Source organism: Mycoplasmopsis caviae (assembly GCF_024498215.1).
Classification (GTDB): domain Bacteria; phylum Bacillota_I; class Bacilli_A; order Mycoplasmatales; family Metamycoplasmataceae; genus Mycoplasmopsis; species Mycoplasmopsis caviae.
Genome location: NZ_CP101806.1, coordinates 589,494 through 609,166 on the forward strand (window position 1 = coordinate 589,494; position 19,673 = coordinate 609,166).

A 19,673-nucleotide genomic window follows, 5' to 3' on the forward strand; every position below is an offset into this window, starting at 1 on the left:
TAGACCAAATGCCGAAATATCAAAAATATTAGGAAAATTGGGTTGTAGAACATCAACAAAAACAATTAAAAGATATAGAAATCAAATATTGATTGCATCTACAAATAACCAAGATGCAATCAGTATATCACATGGTAATAAAAATAAACTTAGGGGTGTGAAAGTAAGTGATTCAGTTATTATTGATTTAACTAATAGATATTATGAATTAGTGGAACATATTGAGAAAATATCAAAAAGTGATCTTAGTGTAGCCTTGTTGCATTTTTACAATAATGAGACTTACTAATGATGAAAAAAATTGTTGCCTTTCACTACCTTTTATAAAAGAATGCTTAGACTTGGTTATTGCAGTTCATATGCAACGAGAAAAGTAAAAAATGAGCTTAAGAGAAGAAGAATGTTTTTAGAAAACGGTCAAGATATTTCTAAAATCGAGGCACAGTTTATTAAAATTTATGAAAAAATTCTAAATAAAAATCCATTAAAAGGTGTTTACCAAAATAAAAGTTCTGACTATGATTTTGGGCAAATTATTGAAATTGATGCAACACCACTTCATCTTTTTGGAGAAAGTAAGAAGTACCATATTTATAATCGTTGTTGATGCGGCAACAAAAAGTTTGTTAGCAATCTGAATTGACATTGAGGAAACAACAATTGGATATCAAAATCTTCTAACACAATTATTTAAAAGGTATGGCATTCCACAAGTAATAATAACGGATAGAAGAAGAACTTTTGAGGTTCAGATAGTACAAGAACAAGTATGGAAGAAGCACTAAATGCAAGAGGAATTGAACTTATAACAAGCGGCAATCCAAAGGCAAAACCAAATGTTGAAAGATCATTTTGAACATTGCAAAGATGAATAGGAACATTCTTTCATACAAACGGAATCAACTGTTTTGAAGACTTTTTGGGAAAAATTGAACTTTTAATTGATGAATACAACAAACAATTTAAAAAGGCCGAAGCAGTAAGTAAAAAATCAAATGTTTTTAGAAAGCCAAATACTGAAATTTTTGAAGAAGAGATGAATCTTGTAATTAAAAGAAAAATAGTTAATCATACTGTGAGATATGACAACAAATATCTTGCTCCATTTGATAATAATGGCGCTAGGGTTTCTATGTTTGAAAGTGGAGAGGCAAAGGCTTATGGTAACTCCTGAAAATAAATTATTCTTTGTTGAGGGAAAAGAAAATATGAAGCCAGAGTACCGAAAGGAAACGAATTGAGTGCAATCGATGTATATGCAATATCAAAAAATCTTGATCCACAACATCAAGGTGTAAGAGTCTACAATTAAAACCATGCTTCATAATAGAACATGAACATCCAGTACATTTGAAAAACTTGAAAATATATTTAAGAATTCTGCAAACCCAAACAATAAAGACATTGAATTTATTAAAAAACTATTAAGTGAAAATCTTGAAAAGTTAAATGATATTACAAAAGAAATGAAGGAATTTATTGACGCTAATTACAAATCATTTAAGTAAGTTTTTCTTGTTTCTTCTTTTTTAAAAAGAAGAAAGCCTGTCTTAGCAAGACAAAAAGAAGTTTTGCTTCTTAAGACCGACAGGTCTTAATAAGAGCCAACGGCTCAATACTTATTAAATAAGTTATTTTTTATTTCAATCAACAATTTATTTGTTGATTGAAGAATATTTAAAAAGAAATTAACAAATGATGTCAATCCCCAAAAGTTATGAAAAAACTTTAGGATTGAAGACAAAATGAATTAATTAAAAGCAACTTCTTAATGATGTTGTATGTTTTAATATGCAAAATTTTAAAAAATGTAATTTAACATTTAAAAAATGCGGTAAACCTTAATGTTGTACACACAAAAACAAAAAAATAACACATTTTTTGCTGTTTTAGTTAAAAAAATAGCCAAACTTTTATGTGTTTTGGCTATAATTTTTACAACCTTAAAAATTGGACAAAATAGAAGAAAATTATCAAAGGCGTACAAGAAAATATAATAATTTTTTGCTTCATTTTTATGTGTTTAATAACTCCTTGAATGTAGAGGGAAACTAAAAAAATGCGTTTTTCAGCACAAAAGTGCTAAAAAACGCATTTAATGATTATAAACAAGAAATTTAGTATGAAAAATTTAACATAAATATTTTTTTACTTAAAGTGTGGAGTAAATTCCCTAATCTTCAACATTTAAGAGACCAAAGGCATTTGTTACATCTTCAACCTTACCAAGTATTGTGATTAAGTCACCTTTTTGCAACACAGTTACACCGGTTGGAAGGATGCTGCCTGTTCCACGTTTAATTAGTACAACTGAAATTCCTAGGTCAAAGAATTTTAATTCTTTGATAGGTTTATTAATTAACTCCTCATTATTTAAAATTGTTGTTCCCATCACAAAACCGTCACCTATTTCTTGTAAGGTTTGAGAATAATGACTAAAGTTTGGGTTAGCTGCCAAAAGTGCTGTACGGACTCCGGCCTCATGTTCAGGTCGCACAATAACATTAACTCCAATTTGCTTTAGTACCCGCGCATGTCTCTTGCTAGTTGCTCGAGCAATAATATTATTTACTTTTAACTCAAGTAAAGCAGCCACTATCTCAATGTTGTCAGGAACTGAAACAACAACAGTTCCTATTTCTTGAATATTTAGTGCTTTAAGTGCCTTCATATCAGCTGCTTCTGCAATTACAACTTTTTGAGCTAAATCAGCATATGATTTTAACACTTCCTCATCTTTATCAATTAACAATAAAGGACAATTCATTTTGGCTAACTGACTTACAACAGCACCACCAAAACGACCTAAACCAATAACACAAATGTCATCATTCTTTCTTTTTCGAGCCATAAATAACTCCTTATTTTATGTAACTTATGTTAATAATTATAAAATATTTTGACCTTTTTGAAACTATATTTTTGGTCTCGAAAAGGTAATCTTTTGACTTAAATCTTTTTTTATTTTAATAAAAAAATATTCAAAAAAACCCTTAAAAATACAATTGTAATTTTATAAAAAATGAGTTAAAATTAAACTATGAAAAAATCAAAGTTTAGCACTTGATGAAGAAAAAGTAAAGTTAGAATGTTTTTTTTAAACTATAGGGTTTGAAAATTAAATATTACTAAAGTTAAATATATTTTTATAACTTATCTGCTAACAGTTATAATTGCAACTCTTTTTCTCCTAAGTCCATGAACTCATAAAAATAGCAATGAAAAAATTAGTTTTTGAGATGCTCTCTTTACTACAGCAAGTTCATTTAGTGACACAGGGTTATTAAGAAAACCAACATATAATACCTGAAATATGTTTGGTCAAGCAATAATAGCTGTCTTAATTTTTTTAGGTGGATTAGGCATATTTGCATTCCGCATTTTTTTAATAAATTTAATTTTCTTTAAGAGAAGAAATTCACTAAGTGAAATTGAAGTTGTTTCACATGAGCGCGGTAGCGGTGAAAGTGGCCAAACAAAAAAATTAATTATGGACTCAATTGGGACTTTGTTAATCATTTGAATAGTTTTTAGTTTTGGTCTTACTTTTTATTTTTATTTTAATGCACCAAAAGCAAATACAACTAATTATGGGGATTATATTTCACCATATAAAAATTGATCACTAAGTTTTAGATATGGATTTTTTCACTGTGTAAGTGCTCTTAATAATGCTGGTTTTGATATCATAGGTAATTCTTCTCTAAAGCCGTATTATCACAATATCGGTCTACAATTTTTATTCCTATTACTCTTAATTACAGGAGGATTAGGTTATCCTGTCATTCACGATATTTTGAATTATTTTAGATTTTTAATTAAATATAAAGGTAAGAGAAGATATCAATGAAGATTATTTACAAAAATTAGTTTGCTAACTTATTTTCTTACAACCTTAATAGCTTTTATCTTAATATTTTCTTTTGAGGCAAGTGTAAGACAGGATAAGTACTTTTGACGAAGTAGTGATATTAATTTAGGTAACAAATGAGAAAGAGCTTGAGCCCTCTTATTCACAACATTTTCAACTAGATCAGCTGGTTTTTCAACAATTGATTTTAGTAAACTTTCTTCAACTTCACTAGTTATTTGCTCAATATTAATGTTTATTGGTGCTGCACCAGCATCAACAGGTGGTGGTATTAGAACCACAACGATGGCGATCTTATTCTTGTCGCTTCTTTCAAAAATAATGGGGCGACCAACTGTTAGAGCATTTCGAAGAAGAATTGAGGATGAAACAGTTAAAATGTCATCTATTGTTTTCTCAATTAGTATCTTTTTAGTTCTTATATTTTCATTTATTACTATGTCTTCATTTGATAAATATGGTGGCAAAATCCCTTCAGAAAAATTTAGTTTTATTCACATATTTTTTGAAGTTAATTCAGCATTTGGAACTGCGGGATTAAGTTGTGGAATTACCCCAAATTTAAATAATGCATCAATTGTCTTTTTAAGTATTTTAATGTTTATTGGTCAATTTGGAATTAGTAGTACCATCTTGGTTTGAGGTAAGAAGAAGAATTATTCAAATAAATATGAATATATTTCTGAACCTGTTGTTATAGGATAATTTATGAATAATAATTTACTAGATTTAAATATTTCAAGAGATAAATTGGAAAAGTGGGCTTCATATAGCACTAATAAGACTCTTAAAATATTAATATTATTTTTTGTTTTTCTTATGATTGTTTCATTACTTGTTCCAATAGTAGTTATGATTATTTATAATACTAAAATTAGCATAATTATTAACTCTATCATTATTGCATTTTTTATAATATTTTGATTCTTGCTACTAGCACCCATTTGTTATTTAATGATAACATCATTTTGAACTAAAAGAGCTATAAAACAGGATGATAAAGTAATTTTTAAGGGTTATAAAGAATCAAATTTTTGAATCAAAGTTCAACTTTATTATGCAAATTTTGGTTACAAAATGATTACTAAAAAGAAATTACATTTTAAAAAGGATGAGTTTAAAATTTTTGTAAATTTTTTTGTGAATGTGAAAGAATAATTATGCAATTTCACATTCATTTTTCATTTATTATAAAATAATAAATATAAGGATGTAAATTATGAAAGATATTATTACAGAAGTTGCAATTGACTCATATCAATCTGCAATCAATGCAAATAATGCTGGTGCAAACAGGGTTGAATTATGTTCAGATTTAATAATGGGTGGACTAACCCCGTCACTTGGATTATATAGACTAATTAGAAAAAATACAAATCTTAAGATTGCTGTTATGATAAGACCAAGAGCAGGAGATTTTTGTTATAGCAAAAGTGAAATTGAGCACATAATGGAAGATGTTAAACTTTTTGTATCAGAAGGTGCTGATGCAATTGTTACTGGAATATTAAATTCTGACTTTTCCATCAACTATGAGGCTATGAAAAATGTTATCAAATATTCAAAGAGCACACCAGTTGTTTTTCACCGAGCGTTTGACATTGTTAATGATCAATTTAAAGAGTTAGAAAACCTAAAGAAAATAGGAATTAGTAGAATTCTTACTTCCGGTGCTAGACAAAATTGTGAATTAGGAATTGAAAGAATTAAGGAATTAATAAATAAAGCTAGCGATGAAATTTCAATTTTACCCGGTGCTGGAGTAAGCGACAAAAATGTTGTGAAAATATTAAAAGAAACAGGTGCTAAGGAAATTCATTTTACTGCCAAAAAATCATAAAAACAGGTAGTTTGGAAAATTTGAAAGAAGTTAATTATTCATCAAAAGAACTAAACGAACATTTTAAAATTGAGAGTGAATTTGAAGCAATTAAAAATATAATTAACAAAATTAAAGATGCATAAGTTCGCAAACTATTAACCAAAAATTGCCTTAAAATTAATTAAATGAGTTTTTGATTAAAAAACTTGTTTTTTAAACTTTTATTATAAAATAATAATGAATTTTTAAATTCAAATTTGATCAAATTTAAATTAACACACTATTATCTTAACTTTGACATTTTCTATCAAAAAATTTACTAATACACCTATAAAATAGTTGTATTAGTAAATTTTTAATCTATCAATTTTGTGTTACCATAGTTTAAGTTCTTTTGTGTTTCCTCATTTTGGAATTCTTTTTATACCTAAAACTTGCCTTAAACACTTATAAATAATCGGTTCTTTTAACCTTAAAAGTACTTATTTGAACTATTTGCATCTTTAAAAGCAACTAGTCAAAGTTTCCTTAATGCTCTAACAATATTGTCTATAGTAAACTTAAAAGGATGTATAACTGACTCAAGTGAGAATTCTAATAATCTATGAATTGCTAATGCCAAATAACACAACGCAAAATGTCCTTCAATACTTTCTTTCTTTCAAAGATAAATCGGTCTAACTTCAAATGTTGTCTTTAATATTCTGAACGATTCTTCAATTTGTCAAAGTTTTCTGTAAGTATACAAAACCTCTTCATTTGTCATCTCAAAGTTGTTTGTGAATATACCATAAAAGCCATCTCATTTTGCATCATCTTCAATTTTTTGTTCTTTTAGTGTAATCTTATTAACATCATAATCAAAATATTTCTTGCCACCTTTTTGCAATTCAGACCTTGCAATTGACTGGCTATTCTTGATTAATTTTTCGCTTTTTCAACTAATCTTTCTCTGTCATATCTGTCTTTTTTGCTCTTTTTCTGAATAAGTTAATACTAATTTCCTGGAATTTCTTGTTTAATCTTGTCATTATCAGGCACAAATTTAACCATTTTTTCATCTTTCATAAAGAATTCTTCGCCCATTTTTTCATATGTTTCAAGGTCTAGAATTCCATTAACTTTATTCTTGGCATCTCTAATTTTTTGAGCCATTATAAATTTGTAACCTGAGTTAATTATTTCAAGTAAATTTGGACCTGAATTTAATCCTCTGTCTGCAACTATTGTAATATCTTCAATACCTAAATTTTCCTTAACTTCCTGTATAAAAGGCACAAAAGTCTTAAAATCACTTGTATTTCCAGGAAATAATTTATACCTTATTGGTAATCCATTAGCATCTGTCATTAGACCTAAGACAACCTGAACTTCGTTAACTTTTTGGTCTTTTGAAAAACCATGCAACCTTAAGTCATCAGCGGTAAAACTTTCAAAATATACAGTTGTAACATCGTAAAATGCTCTATTTATTTTTCTATTTGTTATCTTGTTTAAAACATTGTTCATATGCTTGATAATATCGAGTCTTTTTTACCTAATATTTCAAGTGAACGATAATGAGATTTTAATGTATCATCATTTTGCAAAAATGATTTTCATATTCATTATAAGTTCTTAATTTTGAACAAGGATTTAGGATTCTCATATAGGTAAGATTTTGAACAATATTATTGAAATCATATTTAATTTGAGTTGTTGATTTTATTGAATTCATTAGTTTATCTAGTTTTAATTTTTCATAAATTATTTTGTAAACTAGATTACCATAATTGAAAAATTCAAATTCGGTTGATGAATTACTAAATTGCTCTTTAATCTTCTCTATGTCGAAAAGATTTTCATTTTCTAGTTCATCAAAACGCTTAACTCTTGTTAATTCTGTATAGTTAATCTCATCTGAATCTTCCTCAATAAAATTCATAAATATTTCATCAAATTTTGCTAGTTCAATTTTTCTTTGACTTTCTTGTTTTGAGAGTTCTGAATAATATTTTTTAGATTTTGAATGTAGTTTGGATCTTCTTTTAGTAAATCTTCAAGTTTACCAAGTCTTTTAACAATAACTTGTTTAACCTTTTTTGTTTCCTTATCCCTAACACTACGGGCTATTTTGACATATTCAATGCCATTTATCTTTGAAATTTTAACAAACATATATAAATTATACCATAAATGGTATTATAATGGTAACACATTTTTAAAAAGTGAAAATTTTTTATCTTGCTTATTTATAGGTAAATTGGTAAAAAATTACGAAAAAATGTCAAAGTTAAGAGAAACAGGTGCTAAGGAAATTCATTTTACTGCCAAAAAAATCATAAAAACAGGTAGTTTGGAAAATTTGAAAGAAGTTAATTATTCATCAAAAGAACTAAACGAACATTTTAAAATTGAGAGTGAATTTGAAGCAATTAAAAATATAATTAACAAAATTAAAGATGCATAAGTTCGCAAACTATTAACCAAAAATTGCCTTAAAATTAATTAAATGAGTTTTTGATTAAAAAACTTGTTTTTTTAAACTTTTATTATAAAATAATAATGAATTTTTAAATTCAAATTTGATCAAATTTAAATTAACACACTATTATGGATTCACTTGGGTGTGCCTGGAGAAAGGGTGCTAGGTGTTAGAAATAGTAGGAAGTATAACAAACTAAAGGAAAATTTATATGACAGATAAAAAAGATGTTGTGGCTCAACCTGAAGCTGCAAAAATTGAAAAGAAACTTATTGTTTCTAAAGACAAATTATTAGAGGCAGGAACATACTTTGGTCACAAAGCAAGTATGTGAAACCCACGTATGAGAGAATTCTTATTACCACAACCAAAACGTGGCGTGCATATAATTAACTCAAACTTCACATTACAAAGATTAGAATTTATTTACACATTACTTAATAAATTCGTTGCAAAAAACCCACGTGCTTCATTTATTTTTGTTGGTACAAAAAAACAAGCACGAGAAACAATCAAGGACAATGCATTAAGAACAAGTAGTTACTATGTAACAGAGCGTTGACTTGGTGGTACATTAACTAATTCTTCAACAATCTTCAAAAGAGTAAAAACCATGGAAGAATTAGAGGCTAAAGCAGCTAAAAACTTTGAAGGATACACCAAAAAAGAAGGACTATTATTCCAAAAGAAATTAGATAAATTACACAAAAACCTTGAAGGTATTCGACGCATGCAAGGTCTTCCAACATTTATGATTGTAGCTGACCCTAATGACGATGAAATTGCTGTTAAGGAAGCTCGTAAAAAAGGTGTTAAGGTTATCGGTATTTTAGACTCAAATGCTAACCCTGATTTAGTTGACTTTGGCATTCCCGCTAATGATGACTCAGCTAAAAGTATTACATTAATTATTACAATTTTAGCTGATGCTATTGCAACTGCAAGGGGCGGAAAAGCTCGTTTTGCTTACCAACCAGATGAGAAAATTGTGTTACCTGAATTCAAAACAGAAAGAAAAGAAAACAACTTTGTAAAACGTCCTTTCAATCGTACAAGATTTGAAAATAATAGCGAAAATGAAAAAAGAACTTCAACAAACACAGAAAATAGTGAAACAAAAGTAACAAAAGAAAAGGTTCAAAAAGAAGAATCAAAATAGGAATTACTATGGATAAATTAGGATTAATTAAGGAATTACGTGAACGTACCAACGGTGGTATGGTTGATTGTAAAAAAGCTTTGGAAGAGTCAGATTGAGATATTGAAAAAGCTATTACATGACTAAAAAGCAATGGAAAAATTAAAGCTGCTAAGAAAGCGGACAGAGTTTCAGCTGAAGGTTTAGTTGCGATTGCAGCAAATAAATCAAAAGCAGTTATGGTTGAAGTCAACTGTGAAACAGACTTTGTTGCTCGTAACGAAAAATTTAAAGCTTTGGTTGAAAAAATTGCTATTTTAATTTTAGATTCAAAAGTTAAATCAGTTGATGAAGTTCTTAAATTGAAATCAGGTAAAGAAACAGTTGCAGACTTGTGTGAAAATCTAACTGCTACAATTGGTGAAAAAATTACATTCCGTCGTTTTGAAGTAGTTGAAACCAAAAAAGGTGAGATTTTAGGTCACTTTGTTCATGTTACAGGTCAAATTGCTGCTATTGTAAAAATCTCTGGAACTCATGAAGAAAGTGCAAGAAATGTTGCAATGCACTTAAGTGCTATGAAACCTGAATTTATTTTTGTTAAAGATATTCCTGCTGAAAGAATTCAACTATTTAGGGATGAATTTGTTGTTCCAGCAAACTTTGATAAAAAACCAGTAAAAGTTCAAGAAATGATTCGCGAAGGATCATTAAATAAAAAAATTGGTGAAGTTGCACTTGAAGAACAACCATTTATGATGGAAGAAAGTTTAACAATTAATAAGTATTTAGCAAATCACAAAGGTAAATTAGTTTCAGCAATTCGTTATGGTGTCGGTGAAGGTATTCAAAAAGCAACAAGTGATTTTGCATCAGAAGTTGCTGCACAAATGAAACAATAATATAAAATTAAAAAAGCTATCATTTGTTATAAAAATGGGGCTTTTTTTATTAATTTGACTTATGCACAAGTTATTAACATTTTTTTGATGGTTCTTTTTTTGCTAAAAAGCCTATTTTATAGTTCTTCAAGAAGACAAATATAAAATTTATACACATTTTTAAAATTATGATTTTTTAGGAAAAATCATAATACTTAATTTCGTAGAATTAGATTATGGAAACGAAAATATTAGAAAGTAACGAACAGTTACCAATATTAAAACCTATTTTATTAGCAACAGATTTCGTCGAAAAGATAAAAGGAGATAAGTTAAATTCAGACGTGATGATGCTAATAGCACAAGATGACAACTATGTATATTTTGTATCCTGTTTAAAAGAATGAAATGAAGACTATGAACAAAATCCTAAATTTATAAGAATATATGAAGATGAAGGGATAATGGAAAATGGTGACAAGAAAGATATAACACTAGCAAAAGGAATTGATTTAAGCACAATTTTTAAAATCAACTTTTATGAATTAATTGAGAAAATTGGCCATGATTTGGACCAAATTCCATCATTGCCTTATTTAGGACTTAGGAATCAATTGGAATTTGTTAACAAAATAACAGAAAACATAAATGAAGAAAGCAGAAACAATGCACCAAGAATTGTCATAATTCGTAGAAGAGCAACATTAAATGACTTTGATGTACGTGAAGCTAGAAATAAAATGAACCAGTTGCAAGATTTATAGTTCATAGTGAATCTAACATTTGAAACAAAAAATGAGTTTGTCAAAAACTCATTTTTAAATTATTCATATTGATGCATATCAACATTAAATTTATTAATAATTTCATAAATTTCGTCAACAGATTTAGAAGCTAGAATTTTATTATCAAGAACATTCTCGAGTGATAAAATACTAATCATTTGAAGCGTATCTATTTGCAGGTCGCGATTATTTTTACTTAATATTAAAGCAAAAACTAAATTAACATTTTTTTCATCTTCTGCAATTCAGTCACTGATTCCAGCATTATTTAATGTTAAAATACATAATGTATTCTTTTTAACTGTTGAACTTAAAGCTTGACAAATCGCGATACCATCGCCAATTGCAGTGTTCATCAATTCCTCACGAAAGAGAAAAGCTTCATATATTTTCTTTTCATCATCAACAAAATTATTTTCCATTAGTTGATGTGATAAAAATCTAAGAACTTCATCTTTTGTTTTAAAATCCACATGGACAAAAATTGATCTTTTGTTCAATAAACTATTAAATTCCATTTTAATAATTCTTTCAGTTATATTTCTCTTTTTTCTAGTTTCGGCATAATACTTAGTGAAAACGCCTCTGGCCCTGTATGCACCGCAATCGCTGATGATGTTCATCTTTCACTGTCAATTTTAAGATTTTTTGACTCAGCTAATTGTTTAACAGTATTATTTAATTCTTCATCAATTCCATGAATTCAATCAATTTTGTATTTTTCTGTTAAATCTTCAAGTTTTTTCACATTTGCAAATGATATTAGTTTATTAAATATTTGAATTATTGCATTTTTAACACCACGTGCAACTCCGGCAGTTGAAACTTTTTGGTTAACATACTTAACATGTGGATAAATTCTTAATTTATTCATTGTTTTTAAGAGTATCTTTTTAAAACTACTTACTCTACCACCTTCAATTAAATAACGAAGTTTAATTGGCAAGATATAAACTATCGAATTCTTTTTTATTCATTCTAATTCTTCAAACACTTTGTCCATTGATTGATACTTCTCATAAACTTTTTTAACGTGTTCGATAATTTCATTGTATTGGTCGCCTACTCAGTTGTTGTCAAAAACATGAAAATTTTTAAATTCTGAGCAAATTGTAATAGAGGTGTTGCAACTTGATGATAATGATGAGCCAATTGGTAAATAAAGAACATCATCATATTTTTTTGACATTTCTTCTACTGTGTCCATAATGCCCTTAATACTTGGCATTGATGTTTTCACAGAGTTAGCCTTATCAATTTTATGTAAAATTTCTTGTTGTTCTAAATCAACACCGTCTCTATATGTTGATCCATCAATATCAATTATAAATGGTAAATATCCGTAACCTTTTTCTAACACTTTTTCTTGTGGTTCACTAATAAAACCATCTACAATAAAACCGATTTTTTTCATTATTAACCTCCGTTAAATAATTAAAACATACGTCTATTATAATATAGTTTTTTAAAATCATATAAAATTAATATTTATTATTCTTGTTTTTGAAAAATATTTACTTTTGCAAAAAATAAAAATAGTGATTTTTTACCAAAATCACTATAAAACAATCAAATTGGGAATTATTCTTTTATTTACAAATGTATTGAACATTTAATTTTTCAACCATTAATTGATCTAAATCAGATGGTAAATTTTGATAAATGATTACATGGTTTTTAATAGTACTAATTGTTTTAACAAAATTTAAAAGTTTTATATATAAAATTTGATCTTTTTCTATATCTTTACATATTTTTTCTGAAATAACAAACACTTTAATATTGCCAATATTAACATAGTTAATTAATCTATCATTAATTTTTTCAATGTATAAACCTAAATTAACACCTTCATTAAGGTTATTGAATGCATTATTAATTAAACTGTAATTAAATCCATTTTGTAATGATTTAATTAAAAGTGTTGTTTTAGGTCTATTATAATTATTTAAATTAACTAAGTCATACTCATTAGTAATCAAAATAATATTTTCATCTTCTTCACAATTTTCCATCAAATATTTATTTCATCTGCTTGTATAAATTAATCTATTTCATGAAACATTATTAAAGAATTCTGCGTCTTGGTCTGAATAGCCTACAATTCTATTCTTTAAAATAGATACCTTACTTTCACGATTATCTTTGTACAAAATAATTGGAATGCTTTCCTTAATATATTGTTGTAACTCATTTTTCTTTTCATAATCCAGCATTAAAGTTTTGAATTCTTGATAGTGTTTATCATGTGTCAAATCATCAATAAGTCAAGTAGAATACTTTTCAAATTTTCTTTTGTTGTTTAAATGTTGAATTAAATATTTGGCTTTTGTAACTAATTCGTCAACATCATTGATATCTTTAAATGAGTTTGAACTAATAAATGAAAAACTATTAAAAAAAGGATTAATTATCTTTCTCTCATGTATAAATTTAAGTCTTTTATGAGCTTTTTTTGTGTAATAATTTAGTGAAAATTTTGAGTTTGCTTCAAAAATTAAGAGAATCAAACCGTTTTTTACATAGTAATATCCAAACATATTGTTTAGTTTAAAAATTTTTAAGATGTCTTCAATATCTGACTTGTTAATTATATTATTGTAAAGAAATTCATTAATTCCAAGTGCATATGCTAATATATATTTTCCCTTATTTAAAGCATTAAACAATTCCTCTGGTTTTTTAACAAATTGAAAAACAGATGATGCGTTTCTTCTTGGTTTAGCATTTCAATGAATTGTAATATAATATTCATTATTAGCAATTGGGAAAAATTTAAGCAATATTTTCTCATTAGTCATCTTAATATTTAATAATTTTAAGCCACTAAAATCTTGGTGATTTTTAAAACCTTTTGAACTCATTTTACAATATATATTAAAGCGTCTGTCGTTGCCTGAATTATTAGATAAATATTCGATTAAATTATTTTTGCTTTCATCATCAAAATAAGAAAGAAAAGTGTCAAAATCAACATATTGATTAGGGGACAAGCCTTGTTTTTTTGAGTCAAAATTTAAAGAACCACTGATATTTTTTTGACTTAGACGAATAATTTTTCTCTGATTAAAATCTAATTTAAAAATTGCTAAACCGTTTGTCTTAACCCTTTTTATGTAGTTTAAATAAACAAATATAACAATAAAAATGGAGGCCAATATAATACAAGCCACTGCTATTGATATGCCAATTATTGAATAATGCATGTTACCTCCTTTTTTACCAAAAAGACTGTTTTATAGGATTTTATTTATTTTTTTGTGTTTTTTAAAAGTCTAATCGAATAGTGGTTTTTTGCTAAAACACGAATTGCTTTTTGGCCTGTAAATTTAACACTAATTGTATCACTTTCAACTGCAACAACCTCACCCTCACCAAAAAATGAATGGCTCACAATATCACCGGCAATAATTTTTTTGTTATGTGCTTTAATTTGTTTTTCGTCAACAATTTCATCGAAATCAACACCAACTATATCATCTTGTAAAATAAACTTTTTAAGATCGATGCCCATTTCGCGTATAAATCTTGATGGTTTTTTTTCATTATTAGTGCCAATTAAATAACCACGGCTATCACTAATAAATAATTTGTTTCTTGCCCTAGTTATTGCAACATAAGCGAGTCTTCTTTCTTCTTCCAATGCATCAGCATGATTAGAATTTAAACTCTTATAATTTGGAAAAATTTGATCACTCATACCAACAAGGAAGATGTTATCAAACTCAAGGCCTTTTGCTGAATGAACAGTCATTAAAGTTACATAATTTGTAGAATTATCATATTCATCACCAGCAGATAGAAGCGAAACAGATTCTAGATATTCCTTAATTTTTTTGTCCGGATTTTTATTTTCCCACGCTACTATTGAACGAATTAATTCTGCAACATTATCCTTTGCTGTTCCATGAAGTGTTGTTTGCTCTTCAATGTGTTCATAGTAGCCTATTTCCTTAAGAAAACTATCTAAAACCACATTAATTTGATTGTTTTTAAGAGCTTGGCGATATTTATTAATTTTATTTAATAAATTAACAATATTAGTTTTAACATTTATTGAAACCGGTAGTTCCTTATAATATTTAATCAGGTAAGAATAAAGAGATAAATTTTTGCTATTTGCTGCATCTTGTAATTTTTTAAGTGTTGCTTCACCTATTTTTCTATTTGGTACATTAATTATTCGATTTAGTGAAACATCTGAACCATCATAAATAACTCTTAAAAACGCAAGAGCATCTTTTATTTCAGAACGTTGGAAAAATTTTTGCCCATTAAAAATTTTGTGATTAATATTTTCGTTAATTAATTCTTCTTCAAAAGGACGAGAATAATAATTAGAGCGATAGAATATTGCTATGTTTTTTAGTTGTATTTTTTGCTTTTTTAATTCATTTATTTTTTGGACTACTCACCTTGCTTCTGCTTCAACACTAAAAGCATGAATAAATTCAATTGGTGCTCCATCTTCTTCTCGGTTTGTGATTAAATCCTTACTAAAACGTTTTTTATTGTGTTTAATTAACTTGTTAGCAGCATTAAGAATGACTTTTGATGAGCGATAGTTTGTGTTGAGAATAACAGTTTTAGTGTCCTTAAAATCTTTGTCAAAGTCAAGAATTAGATTAACATCTGCACCTCTTCAACCATAAATTGTTTGGTCAGGATCACCAACGATTGTTAATTGAGCATTTGTTGATAAATATTTAACAATGTCATATTGAATTGATGATGTGTCTTGGAACTCATCAACTAAAATATATGAATATTTTTTGCTTCAAATTTTTGCAACCTCAGGAAAGTTATCAAAAAGTTCTTTTACTTTGATAATCAAGTCGTCAAAGTCAAGGCACTTCTTATTTTCCAAAAATTGATTGTAACGTTCATATAGTTTTCCAATTAGTGCATTTGAGTTATGTTTTTCTTTTGCATTTAGTTCATTGACCATTTCATCGGCACTAAAACCTTGGTTCTTAGCTCAAGAAAAAATTCTCATAATATCTTTAAATGAAATTTCATCATTAGATATATCTTCTGTCTTACAAATTTGATTAATAATAGATTTTTTGTCCGTTTCATCTATAATTTGAAAATCATTGCTTAAATTAACATGAATAGCTTCTTTTCTAAGTATTTTTGAACTCAAAGAGTGAAAAGTACAAATATCAATTTGGCTTGCTTGTTCTCCAACATATTGTCTAACACGCTCGCTCATTTCATTTGCTGCTTTGTTGGTAAATGTAACAGCCAAAATTGAACGTGGGCTAATACCAAGTTCATTTATTAAATAAGCTACTTTACGAGTCAAAACTCTAGTTTTACCGCTACCTGCACCAGCTATGATTCTTAGAGGTCCATCAAAATATAAAAGTGCTTCTTTTTGTTCATTATTTAATAAATTTAAAATTTCATCTTTTTTGCTCATTAATACCTCGCTATTTTTTGTTATAAATTACTAACTCATTTTCACACTTAAATGGAACAAGTTTAATTTCTTTTAAATAACTTGAGTGTGAATAATGTTTAATATAAACTATTCTGCTATTAGATGAGTGGTCAAAAAGCCCTAAATTAGCTTTTGAACCAATAATCATAATGAAATTGGCTAATATCAAGGTGAACCAAAAACCTGATAATCCAACTATTAACCTGTAAGCTATTAGATAACGACCCTTACCATCGCTTTTATTAATAACAAATTGACTAAATTCATTAATTTCATTAGGCATAACTAGTGTAGTTGATATTAAAATAATTAGAAATCAGATTACTAAATTGAATGCTTGTTTTTTCAAAGGAAGTAATCTTAATGACCTCAATTTCATTTTTTTAGATGGAATAATTTGTACTCTAAAAATTATCATACCTAATGTTCTACCACTATAAAACAGTGGAATTAGTAAAAATAAAACAAGTATAAGTATGCTTGATAATGCTAAAAATGAATAAAAATTTAAAGCTTTTATTTCGCCTTTGTTAACCATTAAAAAATAATAGTCAAAAATTATTAGTGATGCAAAGAGCATAAAATCAAACAAATTAATTAGCAATCTATATCAAGCATTTATATTTTTATGAAATTTCATTTAACTTCCTAGAGTTGATCTAAAATGTCATCTCATTTTTTAATATTTGGCAAACTTTTTAAAAGATTCGATTCAATTGTGTTTTTATTAATGTAGATATTTGTATTAAAAAACAAGTTGTTTTCTTCATGTTCTTTTTTAAGATATCTATATAGTTCATTAATGAATCTCTCAGCTCTTTTTTCATTATAGTTGATACGATCTCTAATTACACCTTTTGATCAAAATCTTAATCTTCATGTATTTAATAATGCACCTAAAATAATTTGTAAAAAGTAGATTTTCGCATATTCTATTTCCTGTTCAAATTTTAAATTGTTAGTTTGAACATAGTTCTCAATAGCCTTAAACTGTTGAACAAATGTTTTGGGGTTAAGTCACATGACTGATGAGATAAATTCACGAACTATTCTTTTGTTTATATAAATATAACTTTGAGCTTTAAGCAATAAAAAGTAATTTAATTCAATGCAAAATTTACTATCGCTTACAACAATAGTACGATATTTTGTAAATTGACTAATTAATGATTTTTTGAATACTTTATTAAAAATAAATGGATATGTATAAGCTAAAACATGATGTTGATTACTAATATTATAAAGTCTATTTTCTTCAAGTCTGCTATTTGGTTTTCACTTAACTGTTCCTACTAGTCTTGGACGATACTCTAAAACATCAGGATTATATTTTTCAATATAATTAGTTAATTCCTGAGCAAAATAAGGTCGAATCCAGTTGTCGCAATTAATAATTGTTACATAGCTCCCTTTAACTAGATGAAAAGCACAAACTATATCACTTTGAATGCTTCGTGAACGATTATTAACAATAAATTTTAATCTTGTGCCAAAGAATTTTAAATATTTTTCAATTAGTTCGTACATTTTAGCTGTTGGTGTTCTTAAGGCTAAAATTAGTTCAAAGTCTTGGCTATTTTGGTCTTTCATGCCATCCAAAATGTTTTTAAGATTTTTAGCACTACTAATCCCGGGTGAAATAATTGATAATTTCATTTTGCTCCTTTATTACATTTTAATATTTCCGGATGTTCTTGGGTATGGAATAACATCACGAATGTTATCTATACCTGTAACATACATAACAAGTCTTTCAAATCCTACTCCAAAACCACTTGAACCACTATCACCAAAACGACGTAGGTCTAAATATCATTGCAATTCTTCTTGACTTATTCCAACTTCAAGAGCTCTTTGCAACAATTTATCATATCTTACTTCTCTTTGGCTTCCACCAATAAGCTCTCCAATGCCAGGCACTAGAAGATCAAACGCTGCAACAGTTTCATTATCATCATTCTGGTGCATATAAAATGCTTTGAATTTCTTAGGGAAGTTAATAACAGCAACAGGTCCATTGAAGAGTTTTTCTGAAATAAATCTTTCGTGTTCAGTTGCTAAATCTAATCCGAATTCAATATTCTTATTTTCAAATTGTTCTTTTACTTTTGCTAATTCACTAATTGCATCACGATAGTCTATAATACTAAGTTTAGTTTTCAAGAAATGATTTAAACGTTCCAAAAGATTGCTATCAACATTTTCCTGTAAATATTTAAACTCTGCAGGATGTTTTTTAATTGTATTTTTAATTACACATTTAAGCATATTATCAGCAAGTTTAATTACATCTTTTAATTCATAAAAAGCAACTTCGGGCTCAATCATTCAAAATTCAGCTGCATGCTTTTTAGTGTTTGAGTGTTCAGCTCTAAATGTAGGGGCAAAAGTATACACTTTTTTAAAACCAATCGCATAACTTTCAGCATGCAGTTGACCTGTAACTCCAAGTGTTGCTTTTTTTGTTCCAAAAAACGGGTCTTTTGAATTATCATCATTGACAACAAAAGTTTCGCCCGCACCCTCACCATCATTACTTGTAATTATTGGTGCATTAAAATATAAATATCCATTGTCATCAAAATATTTATGAACTTCCTTTGCTAGTGTAGATCTAATCAACATTGTTGATCTTAAAATATTTGTTCTATGACGTACATGTGGTATTTCCCTTAATGTTTCTAAATTGATACCTTGTTTTTGGATAGGAAAATCAAGATCTGCATCTCTTAAAAGTTTAAAACTTAATGCTTCTAATTCAAAAGGTTGTTGAGCTTTTGGTGTTAGTATAATAATACCTTTAACTTCAACTGCTGCTCCTGTGTGAATTTGATCTAATAAACTAAAGTTAAACCCTTTACGATTTTTGCAAATAACTTGTAGCGATTGCACACTTGAACCATCATTCATAATAATAAATCTTATATGCTTGTTACCTCTGCTTGAAGAAATTCAACCCTTAACTGTGATTTTTTTGTTCTTAAATTCTTTTGGATTTTCAAATATTTTTTTAATATCAACTGTTGTCATAGCCACCTCTACTAATAAATGTATAACTTAAATTTATATATATTATTTTAACATTAAAATTTAATATTAATATTAAATGGGTTTTATTGTACAAAAATTGTTTTAATATGAAGAATATTTCATTTTTTGCAAAAAGTTTAAAAAATGAGAAATACTTATATAATTTCAATTGGTTATATTAATTTAATTAAATTCCTTTTTACTAATTAAACTGTTTTATAGGTTAATTAGTAAAT

At 27.4% G+C, this 19,673-nt stretch carries 24 protein-coding genes; 12 read left to right on the plus strand and 12 right to left on the minus strand.

Annotated features, from left to right (window positions below):
* Positions 1 to 37 precede the first annotated feature (37 nt).
* The 5 genes from NPA07_RS02745 (at position 38) to NPA07_RS02765 (ending at position 1,508) form a co-directional block, all read left to right on the plus strand.
* The gene (locus NPA07_RS02745; protein WP_256553068.1) at positions 38 to 289 is read left to right on the plus strand and encodes a hypothetical protein; all 252 of its coding nucleotides are present in this window, start codon (positions 38 to 40) and stop codon (positions 287 to 289) included.
* Between the two features lie 42 nt (positions 290 to 331).
* Complete coding sequence (locus NPA07_RS02750) at positions 332 to 694, plus strand: hypothetical protein (protein ID WP_256553069.1); 363 nt, start codon at positions 332 to 334, stop codon at positions 692 to 694.
* A 75-nt stretch (positions 695 to 769) separates the two neighbouring features.
* Positions 770 to 1,180 (plus strand): hypothetical protein, encoded by a 411-nt coding sequence (locus tag NPA07_RS02755; protein WP_256553070.1) that lies wholly within the window; start codon positions 770 to 772, stop codon positions 1,178 to 1,180.
* Positions 1,161 to 1,298: a hypothetical protein gene (locus NPA07_RS02760; RefSeq protein ID WP_256553071.1), complete on the plus strand. Its 138-nt coding sequence runs from the start codon at positions 1,161 to 1,163 to the stop codon at positions 1,296 to 1,298. The genes NPA07_RS02755 and NPA07_RS02760 overlap by 20 nt, the downstream gene beginning before the upstream one ends.
* Before the next feature lie 18 nt (positions 1,299 to 1,316).
* Positions 1,317 to 1,508, plus strand: coding sequence for a hypothetical protein (locus NPA07_RS02765; protein WP_256553072.1), 192 nt, complete (start codon positions 1,317 to 1,319; stop codon positions 1,506 to 1,508).
* 665 nt (positions 1,509 to 2,173) lie between these two features.
* Here NPA07_RS02765 and NPA07_RS02770 read toward each other — a convergent pair.
* Entirely contained in the window at positions 2,174 to 2,851 is a 678-nt protein-coding gene (locus NPA07_RS02770) for a potassium channel family protein (protein ID WP_126118604.1), read from the minus strand.
* 189 nt (positions 2,852 to 3,040) lie between these two features.
* Between NPA07_RS02770 and NPA07_RS02775 the strand changes: the two genes are divergently transcribed.
* From NPA07_RS02775 to NPA07_RS02785, 3 genes are all read left to right on the plus strand, one after another.
* Positions 3,041 to 4,576: a TrkH family potassium uptake protein gene (locus tag NPA07_RS02775; RefSeq protein WP_126118605.1), complete on the plus strand. Its 1,536-nt coding sequence runs from the start codon at positions 3,041 to 3,043 to the stop codon at positions 4,574 to 4,576.
* A gap of 3 nt (positions 4,577 to 4,579) precedes the next feature.
* The gene (locus tag NPA07_RS02780; protein ID WP_126118606.1) at positions 4,580 to 5,029 is read left to right on the plus strand and encodes an MAG0130/MAG3770 family membrane protein; all 450 of its coding nucleotides are present in this window, start codon (positions 4,580 to 4,582) and stop codon (positions 5,027 to 5,029) included.
* A gap of 61 nt (positions 5,030 to 5,090) precedes the next feature.
* On the plus strand, positions 5,091 to 5,711 hold the full coding sequence (locus NPA07_RS02785) for a copper homeostasis protein CutC (protein WP_256553073.1): 621 nt from the start codon (positions 5,091 to 5,093) through the stop codon (positions 5,709 to 5,711).
* Between the two features lie 454 nt (positions 5,712 to 6,165).
* Here the strand turns inward: NPA07_RS02785 and NPA07_RS02790 are convergent, their stop codons facing one another.
* From NPA07_RS02790 to NPA07_RS02805, 4 genes are all read right to left on the minus strand, one after another.
* Complete coding sequence (locus NPA07_RS02790; RefSeq protein ID WP_256553074.1) at positions 6,166 to 6,582, minus strand: IS1634 family transposase; 417 nt, start codon at positions 6,580 to 6,582, stop codon at positions 6,166 to 6,168.
* A gap of 107 nt (positions 6,583 to 6,689) precedes the next feature.
* A complete protein-coding gene (locus tag NPA07_RS02795) occupies positions 6,690 to 7,202 on the minus strand; it encodes an IS1634 family transposase (RefSeq protein WP_256553075.1) in 513 nt (170 codons plus the stop codon).
* 58 nt (positions 7,203 to 7,260) lie between these two features.
* Positions 7,261 to 7,617, minus strand: coding sequence for a hypothetical protein (locus tag NPA07_RS02800; protein ID WP_256553076.1), 357 nt, complete (start codon positions 7,615 to 7,617; stop codon positions 7,261 to 7,263).
* Between the two features lie 20 nt (positions 7,618 to 7,637).
* Complete coding sequence (locus tag NPA07_RS02805; protein WP_256553077.1) at positions 7,638 to 7,850, minus strand: hypothetical protein; 213 nt, start codon at positions 7,848 to 7,850, stop codon at positions 7,638 to 7,640.
* Between the two features lie 106 nt (positions 7,851 to 7,956).
* Here NPA07_RS02805 and NPA07_RS02810 point away from each other — a divergent pair, with 106 nt between their 5' ends.
* The 4 genes from NPA07_RS02810 to NPA07_RS02825 all read left to right on the plus strand — a co-directional run bounded on the left by NPA07_RS02810 (position 7,957) and on the right by NPA07_RS02825 (position 10,940).
* Positions 7,957 to 8,142: a hypothetical protein gene (locus tag NPA07_RS02810; RefSeq protein WP_126118609.1), complete on the plus strand. Its 186-nt coding sequence runs from the start codon at positions 7,957 to 7,959 to the stop codon at positions 8,140 to 8,142.
* A 226-nt stretch (positions 8,143 to 8,368) separates the two neighbouring features.
* Entirely contained in the window at positions 8,369 to 9,316 is a 948-nt protein-coding gene (gene rpsB / locus NPA07_RS02815; protein ID WP_126118610.1) for a 30S ribosomal protein S2, read from the plus strand.
* An 8-nt stretch (positions 9,317 to 9,324) separates the two neighbouring features.
* A complete protein-coding gene (gene tsf, locus NPA07_RS02820) occupies positions 9,325 to 10,197 on the plus strand; it encodes a translation elongation factor Ts (protein WP_126118611.1) in 873 nt (290 codons plus the stop codon).
* Positions 10,198 to 10,412: 215 nt separating this feature from the next.
* Entirely contained in the window at positions 10,413 to 10,940 is a 528-nt protein-coding gene (locus tag NPA07_RS02825; RefSeq protein WP_126118612.1) for a hypothetical protein, read from the plus strand.
* Between the two features lie 59 nt (positions 10,941 to 10,999).
* On the opposite strand, the gene NPA07_RS02830 is transcribed toward NPA07_RS02825, so the two are convergent.
* The 7 genes from NPA07_RS02830 to asnS form a co-directional block, all read right to left on the minus strand.
* Positions 11,000 to 11,479 (minus strand): PTS sugar transporter subunit IIA, encoded by a 480-nt coding sequence (locus NPA07_RS02830; protein ID WP_126118656.1) that lies wholly within the window; start codon positions 11,477 to 11,479, stop codon positions 11,000 to 11,002.
* Between the two features lie 17 nt (positions 11,480 to 11,496).
* Entirely contained in the window at positions 11,497 to 12,375 is an 879-nt protein-coding gene (locus NPA07_RS02835) for a DegV family protein (RefSeq protein ID WP_126118613.1), read from the minus strand.
* Positions 12,376 to 12,550: 175 nt separating this feature from the next.
* Positions 12,551 to 14,167, minus strand: coding sequence for an MHO_4530 family protein (locus tag NPA07_RS02840; protein WP_126118614.1), 1,617 nt, complete (start codon positions 14,165 to 14,167; stop codon positions 12,551 to 12,553).
* Positions 14,168 to 14,211: 44 nt separating this feature from the next.
* The gene (locus NPA07_RS02845; protein ID WP_126118615.1) at positions 14,212 to 16,386 is read right to left on the minus strand and encodes an ATP-dependent helicase; all 2,175 of its coding nucleotides are present in this window, start codon (positions 16,384 to 16,386) and stop codon (positions 14,212 to 14,214) included.
* 10 nt (positions 16,387 to 16,396) lie between these two features.
* Complete coding sequence (locus tag NPA07_RS02850) at positions 16,397 to 17,047, minus strand: RDD family protein (RefSeq protein WP_126118616.1); 651 nt, start codon at positions 17,045 to 17,047, stop codon at positions 16,397 to 16,399.
* Positions 17,048 to 17,055: 8 nt separating this feature from the next.
* A complete protein-coding gene (locus tag NPA07_RS02855; protein ID WP_126118617.1) occupies positions 17,056 to 18,063 on the minus strand; it encodes a glycosyltransferase in 1,008 nt (335 codons plus the stop codon).
* Between the two features lie 12 nt (positions 18,064 to 18,075).
* Positions 18,076 to 19,437 carry an asparagine--tRNA ligase gene (gene asnS / locus NPA07_RS02860; RefSeq protein WP_126118618.1) on the minus strand — a complete coding sequence of 454 codons (1,362 nt, stop codon included), beginning with the start codon at positions 19,435 to 19,437 and terminating at the stop codon, positions 18,076 to 18,078.
* Between the last annotated feature and the right edge of the window lie 236 nt (positions 19,438 to 19,673).